20 protein-coding genes and 4 tRNA genes are annotated in these 23,656 nt (G+C 53.2%); 12 read left to right on the top strand and 12 right to left on the bottom strand.

The window, feature by feature from the left end; all coding sequences use genetic code 11:
• Positions 1 to 35: 35 nt before the first annotated feature.
• The 5 genes from SFC07_RS05185 to SFC07_RS05165 all read right to left on the bottom strand — a co-directional run bounded on the left by SFC07_RS05185 (position 36) and on the right by SFC07_RS05165 (position 8,338).
• Positions 36 to 3,542 (bottom strand): arabinosyltransferase domain-containing protein, encoded by a 3,507-nt coding sequence (locus SFC07_RS05185; protein ID WP_411207165.1) that lies wholly within the window; start codon positions 3,540 to 3,542, stop codon positions 36 to 38.
• Positions 3,535 to 5,568 carry a galactan 5-O-arabinofuranosyltransferase gene (locus tag SFC07_RS05180; RefSeq protein WP_411207164.1) on the bottom strand — a complete coding sequence of 678 codons (2,034 nt, stop codon included), beginning with the start codon at positions 5,566 to 5,568 and terminating at the stop codon, positions 3,535 to 3,537. Before SFC07_RS05180 ends, SFC07_RS05185 begins: the two co-directional genes overlap by 8 nt.
• A gap of 152 nt (positions 5,569 to 5,720) precedes the next feature.
• Positions 5,721 to 6,482, bottom strand: a complete 762-nt coding sequence (locus SFC07_RS05175) for a decaprenylphospho-beta-D-erythro-pentofuranosid-2-ulose 2-reductase (RefSeq protein ID WP_411207163.1) — start codon at positions 6,480 to 6,482, stop codon at positions 5,721 to 5,723.
• A 16-nt stretch (positions 6,483 to 6,498) separates the two neighbouring features.
• Complete coding sequence (locus SFC07_RS05170; RefSeq protein ID WP_411207162.1) at positions 6,499 to 7,965, bottom strand: FAD-binding protein; 1,467 nt, start codon at positions 7,963 to 7,965, stop codon at positions 6,499 to 6,501.
• Between the two features lie 136 nt (positions 7,966 to 8,101).
• Entirely contained in the window at positions 8,102 to 8,338 is a 237-nt protein-coding gene (locus tag SFC07_RS05165; protein WP_411207272.1) for a hypothetical protein, read from the bottom strand.
• A 36-nt stretch (positions 8,339 to 8,374) separates the two neighbouring features.
• Here SFC07_RS05165 and SFC07_RS05160 point away from each other — a divergent pair, with 36 nt between their 5' ends.
• The 4 genes from SFC07_RS05160 (at position 8,375) to SFC07_RS05145 (ending at position 10,758) form a co-directional block, all read left to right on the top strand.
• Positions 8,375 to 8,866 (top strand): hypothetical protein, encoded by a 492-nt coding sequence (locus tag SFC07_RS05160; RefSeq protein ID WP_411207161.1) that lies wholly within the window; start codon positions 8,375 to 8,377, stop codon positions 8,864 to 8,866.
• Between the two features lie 105 nt (positions 8,867 to 8,971).
• Positions 8,972 to 9,892, top strand: a complete 921-nt coding sequence (locus tag SFC07_RS05155; RefSeq protein ID WP_411207160.1) for a hypothetical protein — start codon at positions 8,972 to 8,974, stop codon at positions 9,890 to 9,892.
• Positions 9,893 to 9,907: 15 nt separating this feature from the next.
• Positions 9,908 to 10,342: a GtrA family protein gene (locus SFC07_RS05150; protein ID WP_411207159.1), complete on the top strand. Its 435-nt coding sequence runs from the start codon at positions 9,908 to 9,910 to the stop codon at positions 10,340 to 10,342.
• 11 nt (positions 10,343 to 10,353) lie between these two features.
• Entirely contained in the window at positions 10,354 to 10,758 is a 405-nt protein-coding gene (locus SFC07_RS05145) for a hypothetical protein (protein WP_411207158.1), read from the top strand.
• Here SFC07_RS05145 and SFC07_RS05140 read toward each other — a convergent pair.
• On the bottom strand, positions 10,747 to 11,679 hold the full coding sequence (locus SFC07_RS05140) for a glycosyltransferase (RefSeq protein ID WP_411207157.1): 933 nt from the start codon (positions 11,677 to 11,679) through the stop codon (positions 10,747 to 10,749). The two genes, SFC07_RS05145 and SFC07_RS05140, sit on opposite strands and share 12 nt — an antisense overlap.
• Positions 11,680 to 11,949: 270 nt before the next feature.
• Between SFC07_RS05140 and SFC07_RS05135 the strand changes: the two genes are divergently transcribed.
• The 3 genes from SFC07_RS05135 to SFC07_RS05125 all read left to right on the top strand — a co-directional run bounded on the left by SFC07_RS05135 (position 11,950) and on the right by SFC07_RS05125 (position 16,657).
• On the top strand, positions 11,950 to 14,967 hold the full coding sequence (locus SFC07_RS05135) for an EAL domain-containing protein (RefSeq protein ID WP_411207156.1): 3,018 nt from the start codon (positions 11,950 to 11,952) through the stop codon (positions 14,965 to 14,967).
• Positions 14,968 to 15,047: 80 nt separating this feature from the next.
• A complete protein-coding gene (locus SFC07_RS05130) occupies positions 15,048 to 16,448 on the top strand; it encodes a glycosyltransferase family 2 protein (RefSeq protein ID WP_411207155.1) in 1,401 nt (466 codons plus the stop codon).
• Complete coding sequence (locus tag SFC07_RS05125; RefSeq protein WP_411207153.1) at positions 16,445 to 16,657, top strand: hypothetical protein; 213 nt, start codon at positions 16,445 to 16,447, stop codon at positions 16,655 to 16,657. Before SFC07_RS05130 ends, SFC07_RS05125 begins: the two co-directional genes overlap by 4 nt.
• A 45-nt stretch (positions 16,658 to 16,702) precedes the next feature.
• On the opposite strand, the gene SFC07_RS05120 is transcribed toward SFC07_RS05125, so the two are convergent.
• Positions 16,703 to 17,500 carry an ABC transporter ATP-binding protein gene (locus SFC07_RS05120; RefSeq protein WP_411207152.1) on the bottom strand — a complete coding sequence of 266 codons (798 nt, stop codon included), beginning with the start codon at positions 17,498 to 17,500 and terminating at the stop codon, positions 16,703 to 16,705.
• A 12-nt stretch (positions 17,501 to 17,512) separates the two neighbouring features.
• A complete protein-coding gene (locus tag SFC07_RS05115) occupies positions 17,513 to 18,409 on the bottom strand; it encodes an ABC transporter permease (RefSeq protein WP_411207151.1) in 897 nt (298 codons plus the stop codon).
• A gap of 139 nt (positions 18,410 to 18,548) precedes the next feature.
• Between SFC07_RS05115 and SFC07_RS05110 the strand changes: the two genes are divergently transcribed.
• Positions 18,549 to 19,724, top strand: a complete 1,176-nt coding sequence (locus SFC07_RS05110) for an aminotransferase class V-fold PLP-dependent enzyme (RefSeq protein WP_411207150.1) — start codon at positions 18,549 to 18,551, stop codon at positions 19,722 to 19,724.
• A gap of 21 nt (positions 19,725 to 19,745) precedes the next feature.
• On the opposite strand, the gene SFC07_RS05105 is transcribed toward SFC07_RS05110, so the two are convergent.
• Entirely contained in the window at positions 19,746 to 20,702 is a 957-nt protein-coding gene (locus SFC07_RS05105) for an NAD(P)H-quinone oxidoreductase (RefSeq protein ID WP_411207271.1), read from the bottom strand.
• Between the two features lie 20 nt (positions 20,703 to 20,722).
• The gene (locus tag SFC07_RS05100) at positions 20,723 to 21,250 is read right to left on the bottom strand and encodes a hypothetical protein (protein ID WP_411207149.1); all 528 of its coding nucleotides are present in this window, start codon (positions 21,248 to 21,250) and stop codon (positions 20,723 to 20,725) included.
• A gap of 106 nt (positions 21,251 to 21,356) precedes the next feature.
• On the opposite strand from SFC07_RS05100, the gene SFC07_RS05095 reads away from it, so the two are divergent.
• Positions 21,357 to 21,441, top strand: a tRNA-Ser gene (locus tag SFC07_RS05095).
• A gap of 37 nt (positions 21,442 to 21,478) precedes the next feature.
• Here the strand turns inward: SFC07_RS05095 and SFC07_RS05090 are convergent.
• Together SFC07_RS05090 and hisC are read right to left on the bottom strand one after the other, a co-directional pair.
• Positions 21,479 to 21,901 (bottom strand): phage holin family protein, encoded by a 423-nt coding sequence (locus SFC07_RS05090; protein ID WP_411207148.1) that lies wholly within the window; start codon positions 21,899 to 21,901, stop codon positions 21,479 to 21,481.
• Positions 21,891 to 22,916 (bottom strand): histidinol-phosphate transaminase, encoded by a 1,026-nt coding sequence (gene hisC / locus SFC07_RS05085; RefSeq protein WP_411207147.1) that lies wholly within the window; start codon positions 22,914 to 22,916, stop codon positions 21,891 to 21,893. Before hisC ends, SFC07_RS05090 begins: the two co-directional genes overlap by 11 nt.
• Positions 22,917 to 23,043: 127 nt before the next feature.
• Here hisC and SFC07_RS05080 point away from each other — a divergent pair.
• From SFC07_RS05080 to SFC07_RS05070, 3 genes are all read left to right on the top strand, one after another.
• Positions 23,044 to 23,132, top strand: a tRNA-Ser gene (locus tag SFC07_RS05080).
• Between the two features lie 27 nt (positions 23,133 to 23,159).
• Positions 23,160 to 23,232 (top strand) — tRNA-Arg (locus tag SFC07_RS05075).
• 288 nt (positions 23,233 to 23,520) lie between these two features.
• A tRNA-Arg gene (locus tag SFC07_RS05070) sits at positions 23,521 to 23,593 on the top strand.
• Positions 23,594 to 23,656: the final 63 nt, after the last annotated feature.

Raw genomic sequence — 23,656 nt, 5'->3', positions numbered from 1 at the left:
TTTAGAAACTATTGTTCAGAATGCAAACAGTAGGATTAATCATCAAGCTTCATATGTCCTGGGTTCCATAGTCCAGAGCGCTGGATGGTCTCAAGGTTGATATCCGCAACCTCGGGAGCTTCACCGGTCGAGTTAGTACGCAGCATATAACGCTCGATGGAACCCCAGTCGCGGCCCCAGTCATTACGCAGGTAGGAAGGGATTTCATAGGCGTAGTTCACAGCTTCTGCAGTGCCCATGGCGCCACCGCCAGCCCAGTCCTGGAATGGGGACAAGGTTGCCTTGCCGCCGGAGTCTGGAGAGATGCGGTATTCCGGAATCTCGGTCACACCAGCGTAGTGATCAAAGGTGCGCTGGCATGGGAATTGCAGGCCAACAGCCCAGTCCAAAAGACCTGGGGTTTCAGAACCGATGACATTGTTGAGGGAATCCAGGGTTGGTACGCGCGGAGGAGTAAACGCGACCCACTGGTCCTCATCCAGGTTGAGGTCGGAGGCAACAATACGCATCACATCGGCATCGGCTGGCAGCTGATCAAGTGGGAAACGCAGGTTGCGCCATGAAGGCTCAGGGCCAATGTCATACATCATGGCTTCACCCATGCTCTCAACGTCGCCGTCGGCAGTGCGCTTGCCATATTCCAGCATGACGGATTGGCCAGGCTGCAACACATTGTTGATGTCATAGTGTTCAATGCGGCCAGCTGCAGAGACCACAATGATGGGGGTTTCTGCAGTTGCCTCAGGGACCTGGTACCAATCGGTGGTGATGTGTCCTGGGGTTTGGGTGCCAGCACTCCAAGAACCAATGACTGGAACCTTGGTGTAGTCCAAAGCGAAAGGCAGACGGGCAGTAGAGCCGTTGACACCTTCTGAGGCACGGACACCGCCGGTATTGCCAGTGGATTGTCCGGAGGATTCATCTGAGCCACCGGTCTGAGTGTTCTGGCCGGTGTTGTCATCAGTGCCGGTATTGGCAATAGCACCCACAGCAGAAAGATCAGCCTGATCCTGGCTAATGGAATCAGGGATGCCATTGGGAGTGAAGCCACGGATTTCATCAGCTTCCAGAGATTCGCCCAGGGTGGAATTAACTGGGGTCAGGAAGGAATCATTGGAGTTGGTTTCCAACATGGCATCCTCTGCCAAACCACAGGTCTGGCCGGTGAGGGTGCGGAGGTTTCCGAGGCCCACAGAATATGCCGGGTATTGATCCAGGAAACCCTTGCCCAAAGAAGCACATGCCATAAAGACCACTAGGGCAGATACGACGGCAATAGGGGAGGCTAGCAAACCTTTGAAGCGGGAAGCGCGCTGTTGTTTAGCGGTTTCCTCGGCGACAAATTCACCCATGGAGTGAGTGGTTTCTGCACGGGCTACCCGGACGTCCTTAACGAATGCCTGAATAACGCCGATAACCAGCACTGCCACTGCCAGGAAGAGCACAATGGTGGAGGCTTCAATGCCCTTGAGCTGGATGGTCTTATCCCACCAAGGAACGGAGTAACTGGAGGTGTACCACCAACCGTTAACACCAGCAAGGGAAAGCGCCAGCACAAAGAGGAAGGCGCCGATAGAGAAGGTGCGCATGCGCGGGGATTTCACAGCCACATAGGACAGCGCCACCGCTGCCAGGCCTGCCAGCGCGCCAGCCAGACCGGCATAAACTCCAAAGTGGTGAGTCCACTTGGTGGGGGTGAACATCATAAAGAACATGGTGCCGAAAATAACCAGCATCAAACGCAGGGAAGGTCCCTTAGCGGAGCCGGGGATGCGACCATAACGCAGGATAGAAGCCACCACAATTACCAGGCAGGAAATGAGCATCAGCACGGCAAAACGGCGGGTGAAGGAACCATCAACAGTTTGTTCCATGACGGTTTGGTAGCGCACATATTCGTGGTACCAGGTCAGCGCCGGCCCCTTCGCCGAACGTACGGAAATAGATTCCATCACGGTGGAGAGGGTTTGATCGCCAAACACTGCGATGAGGATGGCGGTGCCGGATGCCAGGAAAGGTGCCAGCATAGCCAGGGTTGCGCTGGTAACAGCGCTTCTCGACGCACCCCTCGGCGCCCCAATTAGCGGCAGGCGGCGATAGAGAATACGAATCAACGAGGACAAGCTGACCAAAAGTGCCGACACCGCCATCAGACCGGTGGGGCCAGAGGCCAAAGAAATGGTGGCGAGGATGACGCCGATTGCAGCTGGCAGAAGGCGTGAGGTAGCGATAGCGCGCTCAAAAGACACCCAGGTCAACAGGGCACCCATTGCGATAATTGGCTCGGGGCGAACACCATTGTTGTAGGGCAGCCAGAAGGCCAGGAAGACCATGGCAGCTGACCAGTGTGCGACGCGGCGGCCATCAACCAAGGCACCAAAACGAGGCATGACCTCGCGGGAGACAACAAACCAAATAATCAGACCAGACAGCAATGCGGGCAGGCGAATCCACGTAGACGCAGTGGAGATATAAGCCATGAGCCCCAGTAGGTCGTAGTAGGGAGCGCCAAAAGGAGACTCTGGAACGCCGAACCAGCGGTAGTAGTTGGCCATATAGTCCGCATTTTGGGACACGCGGGCCATGTTCATAATGAAGCCGTCATCGGAGGTGTTAGCGCCGATGAAATGCCAGAACACCAAGATGCCAACAACTACGCCATCAAGTGGCTTGAGCTTGCGCCAATTGGCAGGTAGGAAGCGGTGGGATTTGCGGCCATCGAGGATGTCCATGCGGTGCAAAGCCCACAGTGCTACCAGCAGGGAAGCCAAGCCGATGAACATTGCAGCATATTTAATCAGGCTGGGGGAGGAGGTGAAGCGAGAATTAATCTCGATGTTCACGTTTAGCCCCGCTGCACTCAGTGCGTTCGCGGTGGTGGGGTCGTCGACAAGCTCGGTATAAACGCCGGTGACCTGAGGGCGCTCATCGCCCTCGGTGCTGCCTTCAAAATCAGTTCCGCTGATGGTGGCGGTGGTGGTTTCCTTGGTGGAGGAAATCTCCAACATGGCGTTGTCGGGGATGCGGTCGACCTGCGTCGGGGAAAGCTCCATGAGAGCTTCGCCGCGGACAATAACGTCCAAATTGCCGTTAATGCTGCGCACAAAAAGACCACGGTTGGTGGCATCGGTGCTATCTAGCGGCAGTGTTCCCAGTACCAGGGACTGATCCTCGTTGAGGTTGGCCAAGGCGGAAATGGGCACGCTGGCTTCCATGGACTGCGGCGCATAGGAAATTAATGGCGCATTAACACTTGCTAGCTCCCCATTTTGCGGCCAGGACAGTGAAGACTGCACCTGGTTGACCGGCAAGAATGGGAGAAGAACAAACATCACAAAGCCCAAAAGGCCTGATCCGATAGCCAGTTTCTTCAGCCAACTCGGTGCAACTTGCGGGGGTTCAACTGCGGCGGTGTTGCCTGCAGCACCCTTTAGCTTTTTCGACTCAACTACATCTGACACGCTGATCGAGTCTACGTCATCTAGCCCCTTGCCACCGTGTTGGCGTGCAGGTTCAGCTCCGCTTCGTGAGGTATCACTCATTATGGCTCACCACCACAAAGGGGCCAATTTGGGTGATTTCCCAGTTCTGAGAAAATACTTCAGGATTGAAAAACACGCCGCGGAACCTCACATTCGGGTTATTGGGGTAGAGATCTTCAGCCAGGTCATATTTCCAGCCGGCCTCAAGATCATCCACCGAGCCACGGAAAATAAAGACCTCCGGTGCCTGCCATGGTGCCTCGGCCAATGCCTGCTCAAAAGCTGCAGGATCAGAGAGCTGATCCCAGCTTTGAACCGCCCAGGATTCAATGGTTTCATTGCGCTTGCCAAATTCCCCCAAAGGGTTGGCATAGTGCGAGGTAAATGCCTGGAAACCGCGATAAGGATTAAAGGACATGAAGTCTAACTCATCGGTGAGCACAATCGTCTCTGAAGGCTCAAAACCTTGGTCCAGCAGGTGCTGATTAATCTCGCCATAATAACGGGCAGCTCCTGCCGGGTAGCGGTCAGCGCGCTCGCCATTGCCATCGGTATCGGTATAAGCCAGATCAATTGCATGGGCGTTTTTCTCCGGCAAGTTTTGGGCATAATCAATGCCGCCCAGCACCACAATAATGATAATTATGCTGTTCAAAGCACGTGCGGTACTCTCCGAAACCTGTTTTGGATAAAGCTGGTACACACTTGCCAAACGGAAATCGGCGATGCCCAGCACACCCGCGGTGGCGAACATCATGACCAGCACCGTATCCAAACGGAAGCCCAGCAGGGTATTTCCAATCAGGGTGATTGCCATGGATAGAGACATCCAGAAATAGAAGACACCAATGGCAATCCACATGGAGCGGACCTCGGAGCTGCGGAAACGCACCACCAAATAAATTAAACCCACCAAACACAGCACACCCAATACGCTGGGAATGAGGAAAGGCACTGGGAATTGGGTGCCCTCAATGGGCAAATAGTGAGTGGCGGTATCGCCCGACTGCTCAGCGCCATCCACCGCGGCGAGCAGGTACGGGCCCCAGGTCACCAGGGCAATGCCTATCGACGCCACTCCCAGCACCAACAGCCGCCCAATGGGCTTTATCGATTTCTGCATGCCAGCAGCAATAATCACAGAGACCGCTACCACTGACAGTGCGATAGTGGCAGTGAACAGAGTATAGAAAGTGGCCGAGAGACCTAGATAAACGATGCCGCCACACAGCGCAAAGGTATCTCCACGTGCAATGCGGGGAGCCAGCACTGCCATTGCTGGAATACCCAATGCCACGATAGCGGCATAAGGCTCTTCAGCATGCATGGCCAACATGACCGCAGTAGATACTAAGGCGATGCCAGAGGCCACCGGCAAAGAACCGGTAATTCGCTGCCAGACTGGCACCAATACTGAGGCTGCCATAGCCAAAGAAATAATCGCCCAAGGTTGGAGTACCTCCCAGCCTGAAAGTCCCAGGAGGTTAGCCAGACGACCACCCACCCAGAACCAGCCCGCTGGATAGTAGGTAGGCATATCGATGTAATTCATATCCGAAAGGCTGACCTCATCAGCCATTCGTGTCATAAACTGCGTGCGGAAGCCTTGGTCGACGCTGACGCCATCAAGGTAGAGCTTGGTGGCCGAAAGTGGAATAGCAAGAGTAGCCACCACCAAAGCTGCCGGGCTGAGATAAGCCACAAGATAACTGAGCACGAACCGCCATCTGGGGCGAAGAGTGTGGCGCTCAAATTCCCACCGCGAATTGTTAAGGTGCTCGTCTCTTACCCACATCCACGCCAGTACGCCGGCGGCGACAACCACCACGGCAATAGTTACCGAGGACAGCGCGCGGGTCACCATGGAAGCACCAAAGGCCGGCAGATTGGTCTGCTTTAAGGCCATCCATGCGATAAGAGCAAAGAAAAATGCCATAGCCGCAGCACCTGCAATAGCTGCCAGGGTGGCACCTTTACCTAGGCGATCAGGCCGGTACACTTCGCCAACGGGCACCCGGGAAGTGCCCAAAGGATTAAGATCTTCGCGAACCTCGACGGTTCCCTCTTTTTTGGAGGAGTTTGTCATGTTAGAAGTCTTTCATATTCTTCTGCATTAAATGAGTTTGCTTTGCACCAGGAAAATTCACAACTCGGTGGAGACAAGGAAAATACCCGACACCAAGGTGCTGAGACCAAAGGTGGCGGGTAGTTCACAACTGCAAAAAATCCTAGAAAGAACTAGAAAGGCAGCTTCCTAAAAATTGCACGTGGAATGAACTGGAACGCCAAGGAGACGTACTGAAACAATGGGTGGACAAAGATGATGTCCTTCTTGTTCACTACTGCGTCATAGACGGAATTAGCTACGTCTTCACGGTTGACGGTCAATGGGGCTTCGCCAGCTTCTGCACTCATCTTGGTGCGAACCTGACCAGCGCGGACCACTACTACATTGGCGCCACTGCCGCGCAGTGCCTCACCCAGCTGGGTATAAAAACCATCAAAACCAGCCTTGGCAGAGCCATAGACAAAGTTGGAGCGACGCACACGCTGACCAGCAACAGAAGACATAGCAACGATGGTGCCATGTCCTTGAGCCTCAAACTTCTGGCCCAAAAGTACACCAACAGAGACGCCAGCGGTGTAGTTGACGGAGGTTGCCTCCACTGCCAGGGCCTGATCGCGCCACTGTGCTTCATTGTCACCGAGAATGCCGAAGGCCACGATAGCGATATCCACATCGCCCTTTTCAAAGGCAGCCTCGATGACTGCAGGGTGACTCTCGGTATCGAGGGCATCAAAGTCCACCACAGATACCGACTCTGCACCAGCAGCTTCGATTTGAGCCACAGCAGCAGCTACGCGTGGGGAATCCTGACGAGCTGCAAGAGTGACATGTGCAGCGCCCTGCTTGAGGAAGCGCTCCACAATGGAGAGTCCAATTTCAGAGGTGCCACCGAGAAGCAAAATATTTTGGGCCTTGCCCACTGCATTAAGCATTGTTTAAAAGCCCTTTCTAGTGAAGCTCAAGTCGACGAGACATATCGGAGGCAAAGACTCCCGTGGGGTCAATCTCATTACGGGTCTTCAGCCAGCCCTCAAGTCCGGGGTACATGGTGTGGAAGTTCTCCGCAGAGGTACGGGATTCCTTGGCCAGGTACAAACGGCCACCGAATTCCATGACTCGCTTATCCAGATCATCCAAGAAAGCGCCCAGACCTGGTCGGATTGGGAAGTCAACACAGACATTCCAACCTGGCATTGGGTAGGACAAAGGTGCGCGGTTGCCAGGTCCAAAGAGCTTGAACACATTCAGTGCGGAGTAGTGTCCGGACTTCTGCATATCGCGGATGATGTCCTTAAAAGGCTCAACAGCATCCATTGGCACCACAAACTGGTACTGCAGGAAGCCCTTGGAGCCGTAGCCACGGTTCCACTCACCAATAAGATCCAGTGGCTGATAGAACTGGGTCAGGTTCTTCACCTTGTTGCGAGCAGGTGCGCCCATGGCGTAGTAAGCCTCGCCAATAGCCATGAGGGAAAGCTTGTTCATGGTCCAGGATGGGAAGATATCTGGCACCTTCATCAGCTGTGGCGCATTGAACTTCAGCGGATCCTTGGCCAGCTTGGGAGCAAATTCCTCAAGCTGCGCCAAAGTAGCCAGGGAACCACGGGAAATGGTGGAACGGCCCAACTTTGGCTCGGGGCTGATCACATCAAACCAGGCAGAAGAATAGGTGTAGTTGTGCTCAGATCCATCTGAGTGGAAAGCTACGGTTTCTTCGAGGTTGGAGGTGCGATCCGTATCGGAGATGAAGTAGGCGGTCTCGGTCTTGGTCATGCGGATGCGTGCGCGCACGATAATGCCGGTTAGACCCATGCCACCAACGGTCGCCCAGAAAAGATCGCCCTGGGGATCCTCGGCGGTGCCTTCTGGTTCGAGGTGCAGAATGCGACCATCAGCAACCAGCAGTTCCATGGAAACCACGTGGTCACCAAAGGAACCTGCAGAGTGGTGGTTCTTGCCGTGGATATCTGGTCCGATGGCGCCACCAATGGTGACCTGGCGGGTGCCTGGGAGTACTGGAACCCACAGACCATAAGGCAGTGCAGCTTTCATGAGCTGGTCGAGGGTGACACCGCCGTCAACGTCAACAATCGCAGATTCAGGATCGATGGAGTGGATCTTGTTGAGGGGCTGCATGTCAATGACAAGGCCACCGGCGTTTTGGGCAGGATCGCCATAGGAGCGACCCATACCGCGAGCTATAACGCCACGCTTGAGATATGCAGGCTTGGAGTCATTTTGCTCAGCAACCTGTCGGACTGCCTCGACAATGACGTCGAGATCAGGGGTGGACAAGACCTCAGCAGTGGTGGGGGCGGTACGGCCCCAGCCGTTCAGTTTCTTAGCTTCTAGGGGAAGGGCTCCGTGGGCACCGGCCGAAGCGCCGGAGCTGGACGTGCCGTGAGAACTGTTCATCGCCTTCAAAGGTTACCCCTCAATGATTAAAGGTGACGCCACCAAGCTCCAAAAGTTGGATGAAAGGTTCAATCTCACATTTTGAGACTGGCTGTGTGCAGCCAGTATCTCCCTAAAGGTCCCCCCAAAGATCTCCTTAAAGATCCATTAACTCCCGGATTTCTGCGGGCAGTTCTTCCTGCGAGGTGATGGTTGGGCCATCGTATTCCCGCAGAATACGGTAGACCACGCTACGTGAGGTGCTATCAAGAAATGGAATCTCTTGAGCCATGAGGCGGGTCATAAAATCATCTAGTGGAAGATTTGTTCTTTCCGCGGCGATGTGGACTTCAGATTCCGGCGCCTGTGAGCTGCTCTTGAATTTCTCAAACATGCTCTTAACGATACTCATGACGGTAATCTGGGCTGCATGGACAGCAGGATGAGAATGCAGGCAGCGGCAGGTTCAGCTCTGATTGGAACGGGGGTTGCACTTAATGATTATGTTAAAAGCCCAGTTCGCAGGGCATTAGTTTATGGCGCCTTGGTTTTAGGTGGGACAGGGGTTATCGCCTTTAGTGAGGATGCCACCGGCAAGAAATACATTTTTGGCGAGGATTCCACCCTGGTTTTTGATCAAATCCGCCAAGATATCGGCGATCTAGGTATTACACCAGGCCCAGATTCGGATGCGCAGTACATCAATGAACGCGGCCCCCTGATTACCTGGCTGTTGTTGGCAGTTTTTGCCCTGGCTTTTGTCACGCTGGTTTATGCCTCGGTGCGAGTAGATTTAGCGGTGATGAAAAAGCTGGCTGGCTTTTTTGAAAAGCGCGGCAAAAAACATCCCTTTAGCTGGACTGGAATGGTCTATGCAGCTGCGGTTTATGCCATTTTTGAGTTGGATAATCTAAAGAAATAGCGCAGTTCACGCAGCCTCAAATAGCAGAATCCAGCGGTGTCATATCTGCGACCCTAGAGCCGGGGTGGCAACGCCAAAGTTTTAAAAATGGCTATTCTGGGGCTTATGCCCACGAACTATGCCCGCGACAACGTCGTCTCCTTGGCGTCTGCACGCGCGCATCGATCGGCCAGAAATGAGGTTCAACCGCCAAATAATCCACCGGTTGATCCACAGCGCACGCTGATTGTGCGAGCAAATAATGTGCAGGCAGACGGGGAAATTTATCGTCAAATAGGTCTTGATTCCGCAATGGACCTGGAAGAACTGCACACGGTGCTCAATATTTCCTTCGGGGTGGGAGGGGATTCCTCGCCCTGGCGCTTTGAGGACTTTCAGCATCGCCCCATGGAAGCTTCCAAAAAGCTCTCCCAGCTGCTGCGAGAGGAAGGCGATCAGCTCTTCTATTTTTGGGGTTTATGGCAGTTTAACCTGCAGTGTTTAGAAATTTATCCGCGCGATAATGGCACCCCGCGCGCGTTGTGCATCGGTGGCTGTGGTGGTCTCAATGATGATTTTGACCAAGCCACCATCAACGCTGAGCTCACCGGCACCGACACCATCCGCGATGTGCTTTCCGGCGTGCGGCCAGAGGTTATTGACCTGGTAGATCGCACGGGGGTTTTTGATTTTATCCCGTTTTTGCAGGCTCTAGATCTTAAAAGACGAACGCTTATCGACGCCGACCATGTGCGCACCGCCCGGGCGTTGCCAGCGGAGCACAGTGCCGAAGCCAGTGACGCTTTTTGGTCCTGTGTTTTAGCGCTGGCCTGTTTGGGTGATGAAGCCCTCTTTGTGGAGGTAATTGAATCCACAATGAGTGCGCTGGGGTGGGTCTCTGATGATGGATCACCGCTGGCAGCGGCAGAAATTACTGCTGCGTGCGCTAACTCTTTAGAGGTGCTGGCGAAGCTGGGTGCTTATGGGGAGGAGCAGCTGGCGCCGGTGGACCGGCTCGACATTTATAGGGAGCTGCTGCGTTTCTAGGTATTGTGTAATCCCGTGTCAGAGAACCCAGACCTAAACATCATTCGGCCCATGAGTCTAAAGACTCAAGCTTTCCGATTCATCCTCACCGGTGGCCTTTCTGCCGTTGTTGATCTCGGTCTATTGTCGCTCTTCCAGCTGGTTTTTGGGCTACCAGTGCCCATCGCCCGCACTATTTCCTTCATTGCCGGAACCACCACCGCCTATATGATCAATCGGCGCTGGACCTTCCAGGCTGAGAGTTCAACCTCGAGATTCCTCGCAGTGGTGGCGCTCTATGCAGTGACCTTCTTTATCAATATCGGTTTGCAGACTTTTTGTTCGGCGCTTTTTGAATCCTGGAATTGGAATGAAGCTGTTGCCATGGTTGTGGCTTTCGTCATTGCACAAGGCACCGGAACCACCATCAACTTCATTGTCCAAAGGACACTAATTTTCCGCGCTAAGTAGGGGATTTAAAGATGAAAAATATTAATCTCACCATGCTCGCAGGATTGCTGGGAGTGCTCTATTTTGTCCTGCTGACCTTGGTTTTCTCCGCAAATGGCATGGAGTTTATCGCAGTCTTGGCCTATGCGATTATCAGCCTTGCGGGCCTTGCTGCAGCCTGGGATAATTTCCGCGATCGCAATAATCCCACCTGGAAAACCTGGGTGGGATTGGTCGGCGGATTGCTGATTTTTGTTCCGGGTTTGTGCCTGCTGCTAGGAAATACTGTGTTGTCCCTAAGCGGAAACAACCCTTCCACCTTGGTTAATACCCTGCTCTCAGTGGCCACTATTGGCGCCATCTATCTGCTGCCGATCGGCATTATGATGTGCCTGATCGCAGGATTTAACCGTTTTTATGAAACCCTAAGGGCGTGAGAATTTCTCCTGCCTGCCCAAACGGTGCAGGTGCAGCCACTCCCTAAAGCCCTTAATGTCCTTCTTTTGCACCAGGAAGAACCAAGCAAAGCGGGCATATTCCTGCGGCAATAGCTTGCGCATGCCGGGCTGGGCCATGAGGTAGCCGCGGTTGCGGTAGGTGAAAAAGCGCTTGGTGTCATTGTCAGGATATTGGGTGTGCATGCGGCCACCCATAATTGGTTTGAACTCATCGGAGCCATCTGGGTGCAGGTAGGCGGTGGTCAAACAGGTGCCAAAGGGGAGACCCGAGCGCACCAGGCGGCGGTGATATTCCACCTCGTCGCCACGGATAAATAGGCGATAATCTGGCACGCCGATCCTTTCCATGGCATATGCGCTGATCAAAGCACCATTAAAGAGGGAAGCGATGCCTTCAAGCACGTCATCCGCAGGGTTTTTAGGATCAATCAGCTCATTGCGCATGCGGCGCCATTCCAGGCCACGGCGCAGTGGGAAGGCCAAACGCTCTGGGTCTTCGGCGTTGCACACGACTGGTGAAACCTCTTCCAGATTGTGGCGGGAGGCAGCGTCGATAAGCGTCTTTAACACCTCCGGGCCCTCAGAGCGCCCGTCATCGTCAGCGCACCACACAGCATCGGCGCCGAGCGCCAGCGCGGTCAAAAAACCGTAGGCAAAACCGCCGCCGCCACCCAAATTGGTGCGCGAGGGGGTATAAACGCCGCGCTCGCCGGCAACCTCTTCAAGGAGCTTTTCGACGCGCGGATCGTTGCCGTTGTCCACCACCACAATATGCTGCACTGGATATGTTTGATTGGCCACAACCTCAAGGGAATGCCGGAGCAATTCCACTCGATTATGGGTCACGATGACCGCTGCGACATTGATGCCCGGCTGAAGGTGGGTAGTGGTTTGTGCCATGGCCTATATATTGCCACGTTCGATGGGTGTCTTCGGTTTTCGGGAGGTGTGGCGGAATGTTCTGCACAAAAAACTAGACCGTAAATGTGCTGATTGAACAATATTTAGTTATATAAAGTGCCGTTTATCCAAAATCACACATCTTGGAAGGTATAGGAGGTGAGCCGTGGTTTTTAAAGGGGTATTTGAATGGATACAGTTAGAAATAGATGCATTAGGTGGTCCCAGTTGAAGTGGCTGAGCTGCGGTGCCATGAGGGAAAGGCTTGTTATGTACATAAAAGATAAGCGGCCTAGCTCTTTGAGTGGAACCCTGAAGATTAATCGTGAGCTATCTATGGAAAATAGGGGCCTGCGAAACCTATTTTTTGCGCTGATGTACGTGTTTTCCCTTGTGGTGTCCATGTCCTTGGTCTATTTTGATAGCGCAATTGCTGTTTCTTGGTCCACGGTGGGAATGGTGGTGCTGTGGTCTCTTTACACCCGCACGCCTTGGGAATATGTTTTCCTCAACGCCTTCGTGTTTGTGACTACCTCCCTGTATATGGGAGTGATTGTGGACAGTCCTGTTGCAACTGCACTTTTCATTGGGCTTTCGCAGCTGGTGGTGGGATTAACGGTGTGCCCACTGATGAGGGTTCTGGAAAAAATTCCATCCCGTCAGACACGCGGCATTGGAGTTCGCCTTAGCTCGCCCACAAGCGAGATTGTGAATCCGCGTTTTGTATATCGCCTACTGATTGCCAGTCTGGTGATGCTTCCGGTGGCCGATGCGCTGGCGCTATTTGCAGTATCTTATGAGGGTTTTGAACCAACCCTCACCGTCTATTTCGCACTTATCCTGCGCGATCTTTCCAGCATTATCACCATTGCCGGTGCTGGAGCGGTAATTATCACAGCCTCACTCCGAGGCATCGGGGCGACTGCCGTCCGTGAATTTATCATGGTTGTTGCTGTTACTGGTTTAGTGCTGGGGCTTATTTTTGGGCCGGGTAAAAACCTTCCCATCATTTACTTCTCCATCTTGCCTCTATATTGGAGTGCTACCCGACTACCAGTGGCTCTGGCGAGCTTCCATGCCGTCATTACCGTTCTCACTGCTTCGGTTTTGGCTTTTATGTTGGGAACTGGACCTTTTATTGTTTCCGATTCTATGGTGACGCAAGCATCAGCGGTGGAAGTTTATATCATTACGTGTATTTTGCTTTCCTTGGTGGTTTCCACCACGGTGCAGCGCCACACTCTCCTGGTTACCGAGCTTGAAACGCTCATTGAAACCATTCCAGATGCCTTGTTAACCATCGACCGTGAAGGCCAACTGGTCCCACTCAACCTTGCTGCGCAGGATGTGATGTTGCGCAACTCTGACGGCACCTACCGTACGCGCCTGCTGCGTGAGGTTGATGGTGGATTGCTTAATGAACACTCCCGCCCAAGTGGCCAAGCTTTAAGAGGCAAACATGTGCGCGGAAAAATGGTGGAATTTGCCGATATTCCGGCAGATCAAGATCCTCAGTATTTTTCCGTAAGTGCCTCACCTCTGTATTTCTTGGGTGAGACGGTGCCTGATCATGCGTTGCTGCTTTATCATGACAGCACCGACAAGTATCAGGCCATTAGGGAGCTCAGGCGAGCTCGTGATGACGCCAACTATCTTTTTGAATATGCACCTCAAGGCATTGCAGTTCTTGATGAAGAGGGCATAATCCTCCAGGCCAATAGTGCTTTGGGTGAACTCTTGGAAGCTCCCGTGGAGGAGCTTGTGGGCTGCGAAATAGAAAAGTATATTGCCGGAAATGACCTTTCCCTGGATATTGGTTCGGCAATTAACGAGCCTGGCGCCAGGGTTCATACTGACCGTTGTTTTAATACCCAAGATGGTCAAAGTAAAAGTTTGGCCTTGTCTTTCCGTACCAAGTTCAGTTCCGAATCAGATTCCCATGAAGTGCTGATGAATGCTGTTGACATTACGGAAAGGCAGCGTTTGCATGACTTGGTTTCTCATTTAGCTGATCATGATGCACTGACAGGTTTGGTGAACCGCAGGCGCTTGGAAACAGAGTTTAAGAAGATTCTGGAACAAGACGTCGCAGGGCGCAATGATGGTGCAGTGTTGCTCATCGATTTGGACAATTTCAAGATGGCAAATGATGAGTTAGGCCATCACGTCGGGGATGAGCTCCTTGTGGAATTTGCGCAACTATTAAAGGTTTCGGTCCGTGATTCGGATATTGTCGGAAGATTTGGCGGCGATGAATTTGTAATTATTTTGCCAAATGCTGATCAAAATGCTGCGATTTCCGTGGGAAAGAGAATAATCGAGGGAGTGAATCAAAGATATAGTGATCAGCCCAATGCATTGAAAAATGTAACAGCGAGTATCGGAATTTCTATGTTCTCCGAAGCTCGGGCTCAAGGCGTTGATCCACTGCGTTTGGCTGACCGCTTACTCTATGATGCAAAAAATTCCGGAAGAAACCGCTTCGCAGTGCTCAGTGCCAAAAAACTCGAGGCAGAGACCGATAAGCCGGAGATTTCTACTGCTTTTGTAAAAGAGGTTCTTGAGTCTGAGGCTTTTGACCTTGAGCTGCAACCAATTGCCGAGTGTTCCACCGGAGAGGTGACCTTAGCTGAGGGACTGCTCCGGGTGAAAACCGCCGGAGGATTAGTACCAACCGGTGATTTTGTGGCTGCGGTGGAGAAAGCTGGACTTGGTCCGGTGCTTGATAAGCGGGTGATGAAAAAGGGAATCAAGCTTTTGCCAATGTTGCAGGAGGCTAAACCCGGATTCCGTTTAACCCTAAATATGTCAGCGCAGTCTATTGGCTCTGAGGAAGTTTTTCACACGATTGTTTCGGAGCTGGAAAAGTATCAGATTAAGCCGGAATCTTTGATCATTGAGGTGACGGAGTCTGCGCCCATCACGGATTTGGATCTTGCTTGTGAATTCTTACACCAACTTCACGATCATGGTGTGGACTTTGCCATGGATGATTTTGGAACTGGCGCAGACCCATACCGAAATCTTAAATGTCTAGATTTTGACATTCTGAAATTTGCCGGCGAAATCGTAGAAGGCGTGATTGCAAAAAAAGAAGATCTAAACATTGTGCAAGAGCTGGTAGGAGTGGCTAAAAAACGCCAAATGTCTACTGTCGCCGAATACGTATCCAATCCACAGATCTTTGACCTCGCAAAAGAGATCGGCATTACCTATGCTCAGGGGTATCATATCGGTGTTTCACTGCCGCCTGGTGAGTTTATAGATACACATTTGAAAGTTACTTAACATTAATGACGCATAGAAGGCCGCCCAAAAAATTCTCAATTGCTCGTGTAATTGGAATTGGCGTGGTTGGGCTCGCTGCCATGGTTGGGCTCTTGCTTTGGATTTCCATCAAGCTCTCTGACCCAGCTTCTCCGGGGGCGCATCGAATTCACGTCATAGGGGATTGGTATGTCCTTTATGACGGCTATGTGCCGACCGTGGAAGTCCTCATTGCAGCCGTAGTGATCGCATTTATTTTCGCGGCTATCGCAGTCACGGTGGAGCGCTCTGTGACGAACCGCTCGCGACGTTCCTCTGATGAAGAGCGCCTACCGCTGGCCCCCAAAGTTGTGATGGCAAGAACCCGTGGCGTTTTTCATGGGGAGGTAACAATCACCATTCTGGTTCCAGCACATAATGAGGAAGAACGAATCACCGCCACCATTGAGGCACTCAAATCACAAGACAATGGTCCGGAACGCATAATTGTGGTGGCTGATAACTGCACTGATTCCACCCCAGATCTAGCCCGCGCTGCCGGAGTGGAGCTTTTTGAGACCCAAAATAATAAGCACAAAAAAGCAGGTGGCCTCAATCAAGTGCTAAAAAAGATTCTGCCGAACCTGGGTGAAAATGATGTGGTCATGGTGGTGGATGCAGATACCGTGCTCGATTCGGGCTTTCTCACTGAAGTGCGGCGACGTTTTACTTATGACCGTGCTTTGATGGCTGTGGGCGGCCTCTTTTATGGCGAAGATGGTGCTGGGTGGCTGGGGCAGTACCAGCGCAATGAATACACCCGCTATAGTCGCGATATTCACCGGCGCCGCGGCCAAGTATTTGTACTTACCGGCACTGCCTCTGCGTTTAGATCGCGGGGCTTAAAAACTGTCGCAGAATCCCGCGGTACCCGCATCCCTGGCCGTCAAGGTGATGTTTATGATACTGCAGCCCTCACTGAGGATAATGAGCTCACCCTAGCCCTAAAATCCCTGGGTGCACTTATGATCTCGCCCTCTAAATGCACAGTGGTAACTGAGGTAATGCCTACATGGAAGGCGCTATGGCACCAGCGTTTGCGATGGCAACGCGGGGCTTTGGAAAACTTAGGCTCCTATGGGGTGACGCCTCAGACCATTAGATATTGGTTCCAGCAGCTGGGCATTGGCTATGGAGCGATCGCCTTAAGTACTTATCTGTTGCTGATTATTATCACGATTTTCGCAGTGGATGAATGGGTGTGGTACCCCTTCTGGATGGGATTGGGCTTTTTGTTCATGCTGGAGCGCCTGATCACCACCTGGCGCTCAACGCTTTTTGCCAGATTTGTGGCTATTCTCCTCATCCCAGAGCTGGTTTATGCAACATTTTTGAATATCGTTTTCCTTAAGGGAGTTTTTGATATTTTATTTGACCGCCAAGCCTCATGGGGTCAGTCAGATGCCACAATGTACCAGGCAGAGGCACAGCAGCCGTACGATAATGAAGGTGTTCAAGGATGAATTGGGAACATGTTTTAGCCTCTGATTGGTTTGCTGCTTTGGCTGCATTTGTTTCCATCAACACCACCATTTATGTGGCACTTGCCTTTGTGAAGATTCTTCCACGCATTTATTTTCGGGATTATTTTTCCCGTAATTATACTCGTGCGGAAACTCGAAGCATTTACCCCGATGCTGATGAACGCGGCCGTAGAGCGCACCAAAAATAGCTGTATCCCCCGCATAAGCGAGGGATACAGCTAGCAGCTAAAAACCTAGGCCTTTTTCTCTTCTTCGAGGCGGGTCAGCAGGCGACGCACGTGATCGCCGGCGCCTTTGCCTTCATAGGCTTCCACCACATCTGGGACCAGGCCGGCTTCGCGGATTTGGCCATGATCTACCCAGAGTGCGGTATTGCATAGCTGGGCGAGGAAGTCATTGGAGTGGGAGGCAAACACCAAGATGCCGGAGCGCTCCACGAGCGCCTGCAGGCGGTCACGGGCCTTAGCCATAAAGGCGGCGTCGACTGCCCCGATGCCCTCGTCGAGAAGCAAAATTTCGGGCTCAATTGAGGTGACCACGCCGAGCGCAAGGCGGATGCGCATACCGGTGGAGTAGGTGCGCAGCGGCATGGAGAGGTATTCGCCGAGCTCGGTGAAGTCTGCGATTTCCTCCATTTTGGCTTTCATCTGCTTGCGGGTTTGGCCGAGGAAGAGCCCGCGAATGACAATGTTTTCATAGCCGGAGATTTCCGGATCCATGCCAATGCCCAGGTCAAAAACGGGGGCCACGCGGCCACGGATATGGGCAGAACCGCGGGTGGGCTCATAAATGCCCGAGAGCAAGCGCAAAAGGGTGGATTTACCAGCACCGTTGTGGCCAACGAGGCCAATGCGATCGCCTTCGCGCAGGTGCAGGTTGATATCTTTAAGCGCTTCAACCACCACCACATTGTCCTGATTGCGGCCGATAGCACCACCGGCAGCACCCAGGAAGGCCTTCTTCATAGAGCGGGATTTGGCGTCGAAGATGGGGAAGTCAACGCAGGCGTTATAAGTGTCAATGGAAACCATGGTTGCTTACTCCTAAACCCAGTAGCTGACGCGGAAGCGCCATTGTTTCATAGCGATCAGTGCCAGGCCGAGGCCCACGATGGTAAATCCAATAACGATCCACCAGTGATAAGCAGGCAGGGAAGCACCGATCATCGGAGCACGCACAATTTCCAGGTAGTGGTAGAGCGGGTTAAGCTCCGCCAAACGCGCACGGCCGCCCACTTCCGCGCTGTGATCCTGCAAGGTGGAGGTCATCCACACAATAGGGGTGACGTAGAAGAGCAGCTGGGTGCCAGCTTCCAAAAGTGGAGAAATATCGCGGTAGCGGGTGGCGATAATGCCAAAAAACATGGCTACCCACACGCCGTTGATCACCAGGAGGAACATACCTGGGATAATCAGCAGCACATCCCAGCCCAAAGGCCTCGGGAAGATGAGCATGAGAATCAGCCAAATCACCAGGTTGTGGGCCAGGAAGAGGGCTTGTTTCCACACCAGGCGGTACACATGCACCGAGAGCGCCGAAGGCAGCTGTTTAATTAGGCCTTCATTGTCCACGAAGATGTCAGCGCCTTCTTTGATGCATCCGGAAATAAAATTCCACAGGATCAAACCGACGGTGACGTGGGGGAGAAACTCCGCCAGCGGGATTTTGAAAAGCACCGAGTACAACAGACCCAGGGCAAGGGCCATTACGCCGGTGGCAATGGTGATCCACAAAGGGCCGAGCACGGAGCGACGATAGCGCTGTTTAATATCTTGCCAGCCAAGCTGCAGCCAAAGTTCATGTTGCTTAAATCCGCGGACGATATCATCCCAGGCGGCTCGGAAAGTCATTGATTGAGATTCCGGCACTGTGTCTGATGTCACGGAGGTAATCCTGGCGAGATCAGCCTGTAGGTCTTTCTGCTTAGATTGTTCCTGCACAATAGACACCCTAGTGCCCGCTCACCCAAATTTCTGTATCGGCGCTGGTGAATTTAGGCAAGTTTAGATGTCCCATGGGTGGGGTAATGTGGTTGCGAGAGTGCAAGAAAGTACTGTGACGTTGGAAGGAGTGCCTTTCGTGGTTTTCGATGTGGCCAGGGTTCGAGGGCTTTATACCTCTTTGGGCGATGGCTGGACGTACCTGAATGCGCATCAGATTCCACAGGTTCCGGAGCGTGTTGCCTCAGGAGTGGCGGCTGCGTTTCGCACACATGCGCAGATTTCCGTCGGACGTGCTGAACCCATGGCTGTTGAGCAATTGGAATCGGCGCGCCAGTCCATAGCCCACATGGTTGGTGTAAACCCGGATTGTGTGGTGTTGGGCCCCAATCGGCAGTATCTCACCCAAACGCTGGCCCAATCTTTAGCATCATTTGTGCGTCGAAAAGCAGGCGTTGTGTTATCGCGCGCCGATGCCCCCTGGCTGACGGCGCCTTTTGGCACCTTGGACGGCACCTTCCGCTGGGCCGAGCCCGATTTGGGCACCGGTAGCCTGCCTGCCTGGCAATATAAAGAGCTTGTCGACGGCGCGACGCGGCTGGTGGTGCTGTCCGCAGCGCACCCACTACTGGGCACTGTGGCACCGGTGACTCAGATTGTGGAGCAGGTGCGCGCTAAATCGCGCGCCTGGGTGATGGTGGATGCCACCTCTTATGCTGCCTACCGACCACTTCACCTGGAGGAATGGGAAGCAGATATTGTCATGCTGGATCTCGGAGAAATGGGCGGACCACAGGTTTCTGCCCTGATTTTCCGCGATACCTCCATGTTCCCGCGTCTGGATAAAAATATTCCTTTGGAGCTCCCAGCGCATAACTTGCCCTATGGACTTTTTGGCGGCGTGCCTAATTTGATCCGCCATTTGGGCAAATTGGATGAGGACGCTGGCGATCTAGCTGCTTCGATGCAGTCTTTGGCCAAATTCCACAAGGGTGTGCTGGAGCATTTGATTGATTCTTTGCTGGGGTTGCCTGCTGTGCATATTGTGGGTATTTCTGGCGATGCTGCTGGCCAAGAAGCTGCGCAATTAGAGCGCATTCCGCGTTTGAGCTTCACCGTGACCGGTGTTCCGGCGGAGATGGTGCACCGCAGATTGGTGGATAACCACTTGGTGACCACCGTCAGCCCCGCCGACCCACTACTTGATGCCATGGGTGTGGACGAAGCTGGGGGAGCGGTGACTATTGGACTTAGCCCCTTTAGCACCAATTATGAGGTTGACCAGCTCACTCGGGTGCTGGCCTCCCTGGCTTAGCTTGCTGTCTCTACCTTCTCTTTAGACCTCGAGCACGAGTTTGCCGGTGACGCTGCCCGCCTCCAATTTGGCTAGGGCAGTGGCAGCCTCTGCCAAGGGCAGGGTGTGGTCAATATGGTGGGAAATCGTGCCATCAGCTAATAGCGGCCAGATATTTTCTACGGTGCTGGCCACAATCTGCGCTTTATCTGTTGTGGTGCGGCTGCGCAGCGCGGTGGCGGAAATGGTGGCGCGCTTAGCTAGTAGAAGTCCGAGGTTGAGCTCACCCTTAATGCCACCTTGGAGGCCGATAACCACCATATGTCCATCAGGGGCTAGCGCCTTGATATTTTGACCCAGGTATTTGGCGCCGATGATATCGAGGATGACATTGGCCTTGTTTTTGAGGACTTCAGCAAAATCTTCCTCGCGGTAATTGATCAGGATATCTGCGCCCAGTTCTTTGCAGGTAGCAAGCTTTTCTGCAGATCCTGCGGTCACTGCCACGGTGGCGCCCAAAGCCTTACCCATTTGAATGGCAAAGGTACCAATGCCGCCGGCGCCGCCATGAATCAGGAAGGTATCGCCTTTTTTGAGGCCTGCAAGCATGCCGATATTGGACCACACTGTGCAGGCGACCTCCACGATGGATGCGGCCTCCACAAAGGAATAACCTGCGGGAATGGGCAAAAGTTGACCTGCGGGAACTGCCACATACTCCGCATAGGCGCCACCGCTAAGCAAGCATGCAACTTCTTCGCCGACCTTGCGGTCAGTATCGCCCGCATCAACGATAATTCCAGCGCACTCCAGCCCAAAGATCTCTGAAGCGCCAGGCGGTGGCGGGTAATTTCCCTGAGACTGTAAAAGATCAGCGCGGTTAACTCCTGCTGCTTTTACTTCCACCAGCACTTCGCCAGGCTGCAGGGTGGGGGTTGGAACCTCCTGTAGTTCAAGGGAAGCAGTGTTCTTTTCTTCAGTTTGCACAATGGCGTGCATCTTCTGTGGGATTTCTTGCGTCATGCTCCCGAGGGTAGGCGATTTTGCAGGTAGGTGCCGATTCCAGCAACGAGCGTTGAGATAAGTCCGAGTCCCAGGCCTACTCCCAGCAACACCATGATAAATCCGACACCGGATAGCCCTGTGTCATCCATGGAAAAGGCATCAATGCCCCAAGCAACACTAAAGCCCCAGGTAGCACCGATAGTGGAAAGATAGGGGCCAGCGACCGGCCATTTGGAATAGAGGCCAATTGCGATGGTGACCACCACCATGGTGATGCCACAGGCCACAACCTGCCAAGGTTGATAGGGGCCTTGAGTGTGGCCGTATTGGTTAAGGGAATAATTATCCCAGCTCAGCCACATCAGCCACACAATGAGTCCGGCTGCCATGGCCAAAAGCAGCGTTAAGAGTATTCCTGGGCGCTTACCTGCGCGCGGCGCTGCCTTTTTAAGGCGGTGGCCGATAATGGCAAAAATTAGGAACACTGACAGTGGGATGGTTGCCATGCCGAGAGCCATGGTGACTGCAAAGCTAGAACCCATTAATACTCACCTATTTTCGCATTGGGTAGGGCAGTTTTAGTTTGTTTAAGGCTATCGGGTAATATCTCAATCTGTCGCAATTATCATTAGTGATTTTTGGGATGCTGGAGACGTGACAGAGCGGCCGAATGTACTGGTCTTGAAAACCAGCGATGGGAAACCATCCGAGGGTTCAAATCCCTCCGTCTCCGCCGATCTGCCCTCTAACCTGCAGGTTAGAGGGTATTTTTAATCCCGCTTGGCGCCCAGGATTCCCGTAATAGGGCCCAAAATCCAGTTAACAATTGCCATTACAATTGCGCCAATAAACGCCGCTCCAAAGGTCTCGATGGAAAGGCCCAAGCCGAGCGCATTGGAGATTACCTCTGCCAAGAGGAAAATAATGGCATTAATGACCAGGGAAAATAGCCCCAGGGTGACAATCGTGAGAGGTAAGCCGAGCAGTTTCAGCACGGGCTTCACCGTGGAGTTCAGGATGACGATGATCGCTGCGACACCCAGGAATGTCAGCAGTTGATCATATTCGCCGGTGCTATAAATCGGTGTGGTGGGAAGGCTCAGCGAGATGCCGTCGACAAGCTTAATAACCACCCACAACGCCGCAGCCCCGGCAAGGGTGCGCACCACAAAACGCCAGAGGCTACCCAGCATTGATGGCCTCCCAGGCCGCTATGAGCTGGTCCACCTCGGTGGCGTTGGTAACGGTAATGCGCGCACCCTCTGGGAACGCACGAATGACCACGCCCTGTGCGGCGAATTTCTCAGCCAGTTCAGCGGCATTGGGGTCCGGAATCCACACAAAGTTGGCCTGAGTCGGCGCGGTGCCCAGCGCCTCTGCCACCAACGTACGCTTTTCGACGGTTTCCTCCACGCGCTCCATCAACTCATCGGCAGCATTGAGGCTGGCCAAGGCTGCTGCCTGCGCTACCGAGCTCACGGCAAAGGGGATAGCTACCTTATTCATCGCAGTGATGATCTCGCTATTGCCAAAGGCATAGCCCACGCGCAGGCCAGCGAGCCCATAAGCCTTGGAGAAGGTACGCAGCCCAACAACGTTGTCAAAGCGCTTGATTTCCTCAGTGGCGATGGGCGTATCTTCCGCACGGTTGAACTCAAAGTAGGCCTCGTCGAGGGCGACAACAACCTGCTCCGGCACCTTGGTCATGAAGTCATCAAATTGCGGCTGGGTGATAGTGGTGCCAGAAGGGTTGTTGGGGTTGCAGATGAAGATCAGCCGGGTGTGCTCAGTGATCGCTGCAGCCATGGCATCCAGATCGTGGTTGTGCTCGGCATTTAGTGGAATAGCCACCGGCTTTGCCTCTGCCACCTGCGCGAAAATGGGATAAGCCTCGAAGCTGCGCCAAGGGAAAATAACCTCATCGCCGGCAGCACAAGTGGCCTGCACCAGCTGCTGGCATAGCGCCGAGGAGCCATTTCCTACGGTGACCTGGTCCAAATCCACGTCCAAGTGCTCTGCCAGGGCGGTCCTTAACTCTACGGCGCCCATATCGGGGTAACGGTTTGCAGTGGAAGCGGCCTCGGTAACGGCTTCAATGGCAGCGGGAAGCGGGTTGAAACTTACCTCATTGCTGGACAGCTTGAGGGAGTTTTCTAAACGACGGCCGGGGACGTAGGCGGGAATGGTGGCAAGGTCAGCACGAATCATAATTTATAGCGTACTAGTGCTCCCGGACACGTTTGTGTTTAGGGCTTTGACCACACGGTTTGCTGAAATTTGAGAAGTGAGGGTACTGTAACTAATCGGTTCTATCGGCAATGCCGTGCGAACCAAAGGAGACGTGCCAGAGCGGCCGAATGGGACTCACTGCTAATGAGTTGTCCTCTTAACGGGGGACCGGAGGTTCAAATCCTCTCGTCTCCGCTCTAGTTAGTTAATTCTGACTAGATTGCGCCCGTAGCTCAACGGATAGAGCATCTGACTACGGATCAGAAGGTTGGGGGTTCGAGTCCCTCCGGGCGCACAATTGAAAACCTCGGATTCAGTACTTCGGAAAGAGTACTGAATCCGAGGTTTTTTGCATGAATCCGAAGCCGTGAATCCGAGGTTTATGGAGAAATAAGAGCGTGGCGAGGTTGGGTGAGTTTGAAAAGGCTTAACACGGCGCTGTCACCTCGTGGTTGCGCCAGTTAAAACCTCCCTGGGCCTTTAACTGTTAAACCGGCGTTAACCTGCAAATTTGTCGAAATTTAAAATGCTGTGTAATGTAATCAGTCGTTGCAGAGAGCGCCACACAGTGGTTATCAGCACTGCGCCCGTAGCTCAACGGATAGAGCATCTGACTACGGATCAGAAGGTTGGGGGTTCGAGTCCCTCCGGGCGCACAAATTAAAATCCCAGGTAAACAAGCGTTTACCTGGGATTTTTGTATTCCTAATGAATTCCCA

It is taken from the genome of Corynebacterium callunae (genome assembly GCF_046592015.1).
In the GTDB taxonomy this organism is placed as follows: domain Bacteria; phylum Actinomycetota; class Actinomycetes; order Mycobacteriales; family Mycobacteriaceae; genus Corynebacterium; species Corynebacterium callunae_A.
Note: the sequence above shows the minus strand (reverse complement) of the source record. Positions and strands in the feature narration are given on the sequence as shown.

Bases quoted from the DNA above. Each gene is read 5' to 3' on its own strand.
- SFC07_RS05185 (WP_411207165.1), bottom strand. From the start codon at position 3,542: ATGAGTGATACCTCACGAAGCGGAGCTGAACCTGCACGCCAACACGGT.
- SFC07_RS05180 (WP_411207164.1), bottom strand. From the start codon at position 5,568: ATGACAAACTCCTCCAAAAAAGAGGGAACCGTCGAGGTTCGCGAAGAT.
- SFC07_RS05175 (WP_411207163.1), bottom strand. From the start codon at position 6,482: ATGCTTAATGCAGTGGGCAAGGCCCAAAATATTTTGCTTCTCGGTGGC.
- SFC07_RS05170 (WP_411207162.1), bottom strand. From the start codon at position 7,965: ATGAACAGTTCTCACGGCACGTCCAGCTCCGGCGCTTCGGCCGGTGCC.
- SFC07_RS05165 (WP_411207272.1), bottom strand. From the start codon at position 8,338: ATGTTTGAGAAATTCAAGAGCAGCTCACAGGCGCCGGAATCTGAAGTC.
- SFC07_RS05160 (WP_411207161.1), top strand. From the start codon at position 8,375: ATGGACAGCAGGATGAGAATGCAGGCAGCGGCAGGTTCAGCTCTGATT.
- SFC07_RS05155 (WP_411207160.1), top strand. From the start codon at position 8,972: ATGCCCACGAACTATGCCCGCGACAACGTCGTCTCCTTGGCGTCTGCA.
- SFC07_RS05145 (WP_411207158.1), top strand. From the start codon at position 10,354: ATGAAAAATATTAATCTCACCATGCTCGCAGGATTGCTGGGAGTGCTC.
- SFC07_RS05140 (WP_411207157.1), bottom strand. From the start codon at position 11,679: ATGGCACAAACCACTACCCACCTTCAGCCGGGCATCAATGTCGCAGCG.
- SFC07_RS05135 (WP_411207156.1), top strand. From the start codon at position 11,950: ATGTACATAAAAGATAAGCGGCCTAGCTCTTTGAGTGGAACCCTGAAG.
- SFC07_RS05130 (WP_411207155.1), top strand. From the start codon at position 15,048: ATGGTTGGGCTCTTGCTTTGGATTTCCATCAAGCTCTCTGACCCAGCT.
- SFC07_RS05125 (WP_411207153.1), top strand. From the start codon at position 16,445: ATGAATTGGGAACATGTTTTAGCCTCTGATTGGTTTGCTGCTTTGGCT.
- SFC07_RS05120 (WP_411207152.1), bottom strand. From the start codon at position 17,500: ATGGTTTCCATTGACACTTATAACGCCTGCGTTGACTTCCCCATCTTC.
- SFC07_RS05105 (WP_411207271.1), bottom strand. From the start codon at position 20,702: ATGCACGCCATTGTGCAAACTGAAGAAAAGAACACTGCTTCCCTTGAA.
- SFC07_RS05100 (WP_411207149.1), bottom strand. From the start codon at position 21,250: ATGGGTTCTAGCTTTGCAGTCACCATGGCTCTCGGCATGGCAACCATC.
- SFC07_RS05090 (WP_411207148.1), bottom strand. From the start codon at position 21,901: ATGCTGGGTAGCCTCTGGCGTTTTGTGGTGCGCACCCTTGCCGGGGCT.
- hisC (WP_411207147.1), bottom strand. From the start codon at position 22,916: ATGATTCGTGCTGACCTTGCCACCATTCCCGCCTACGTCCCCGGCCGT.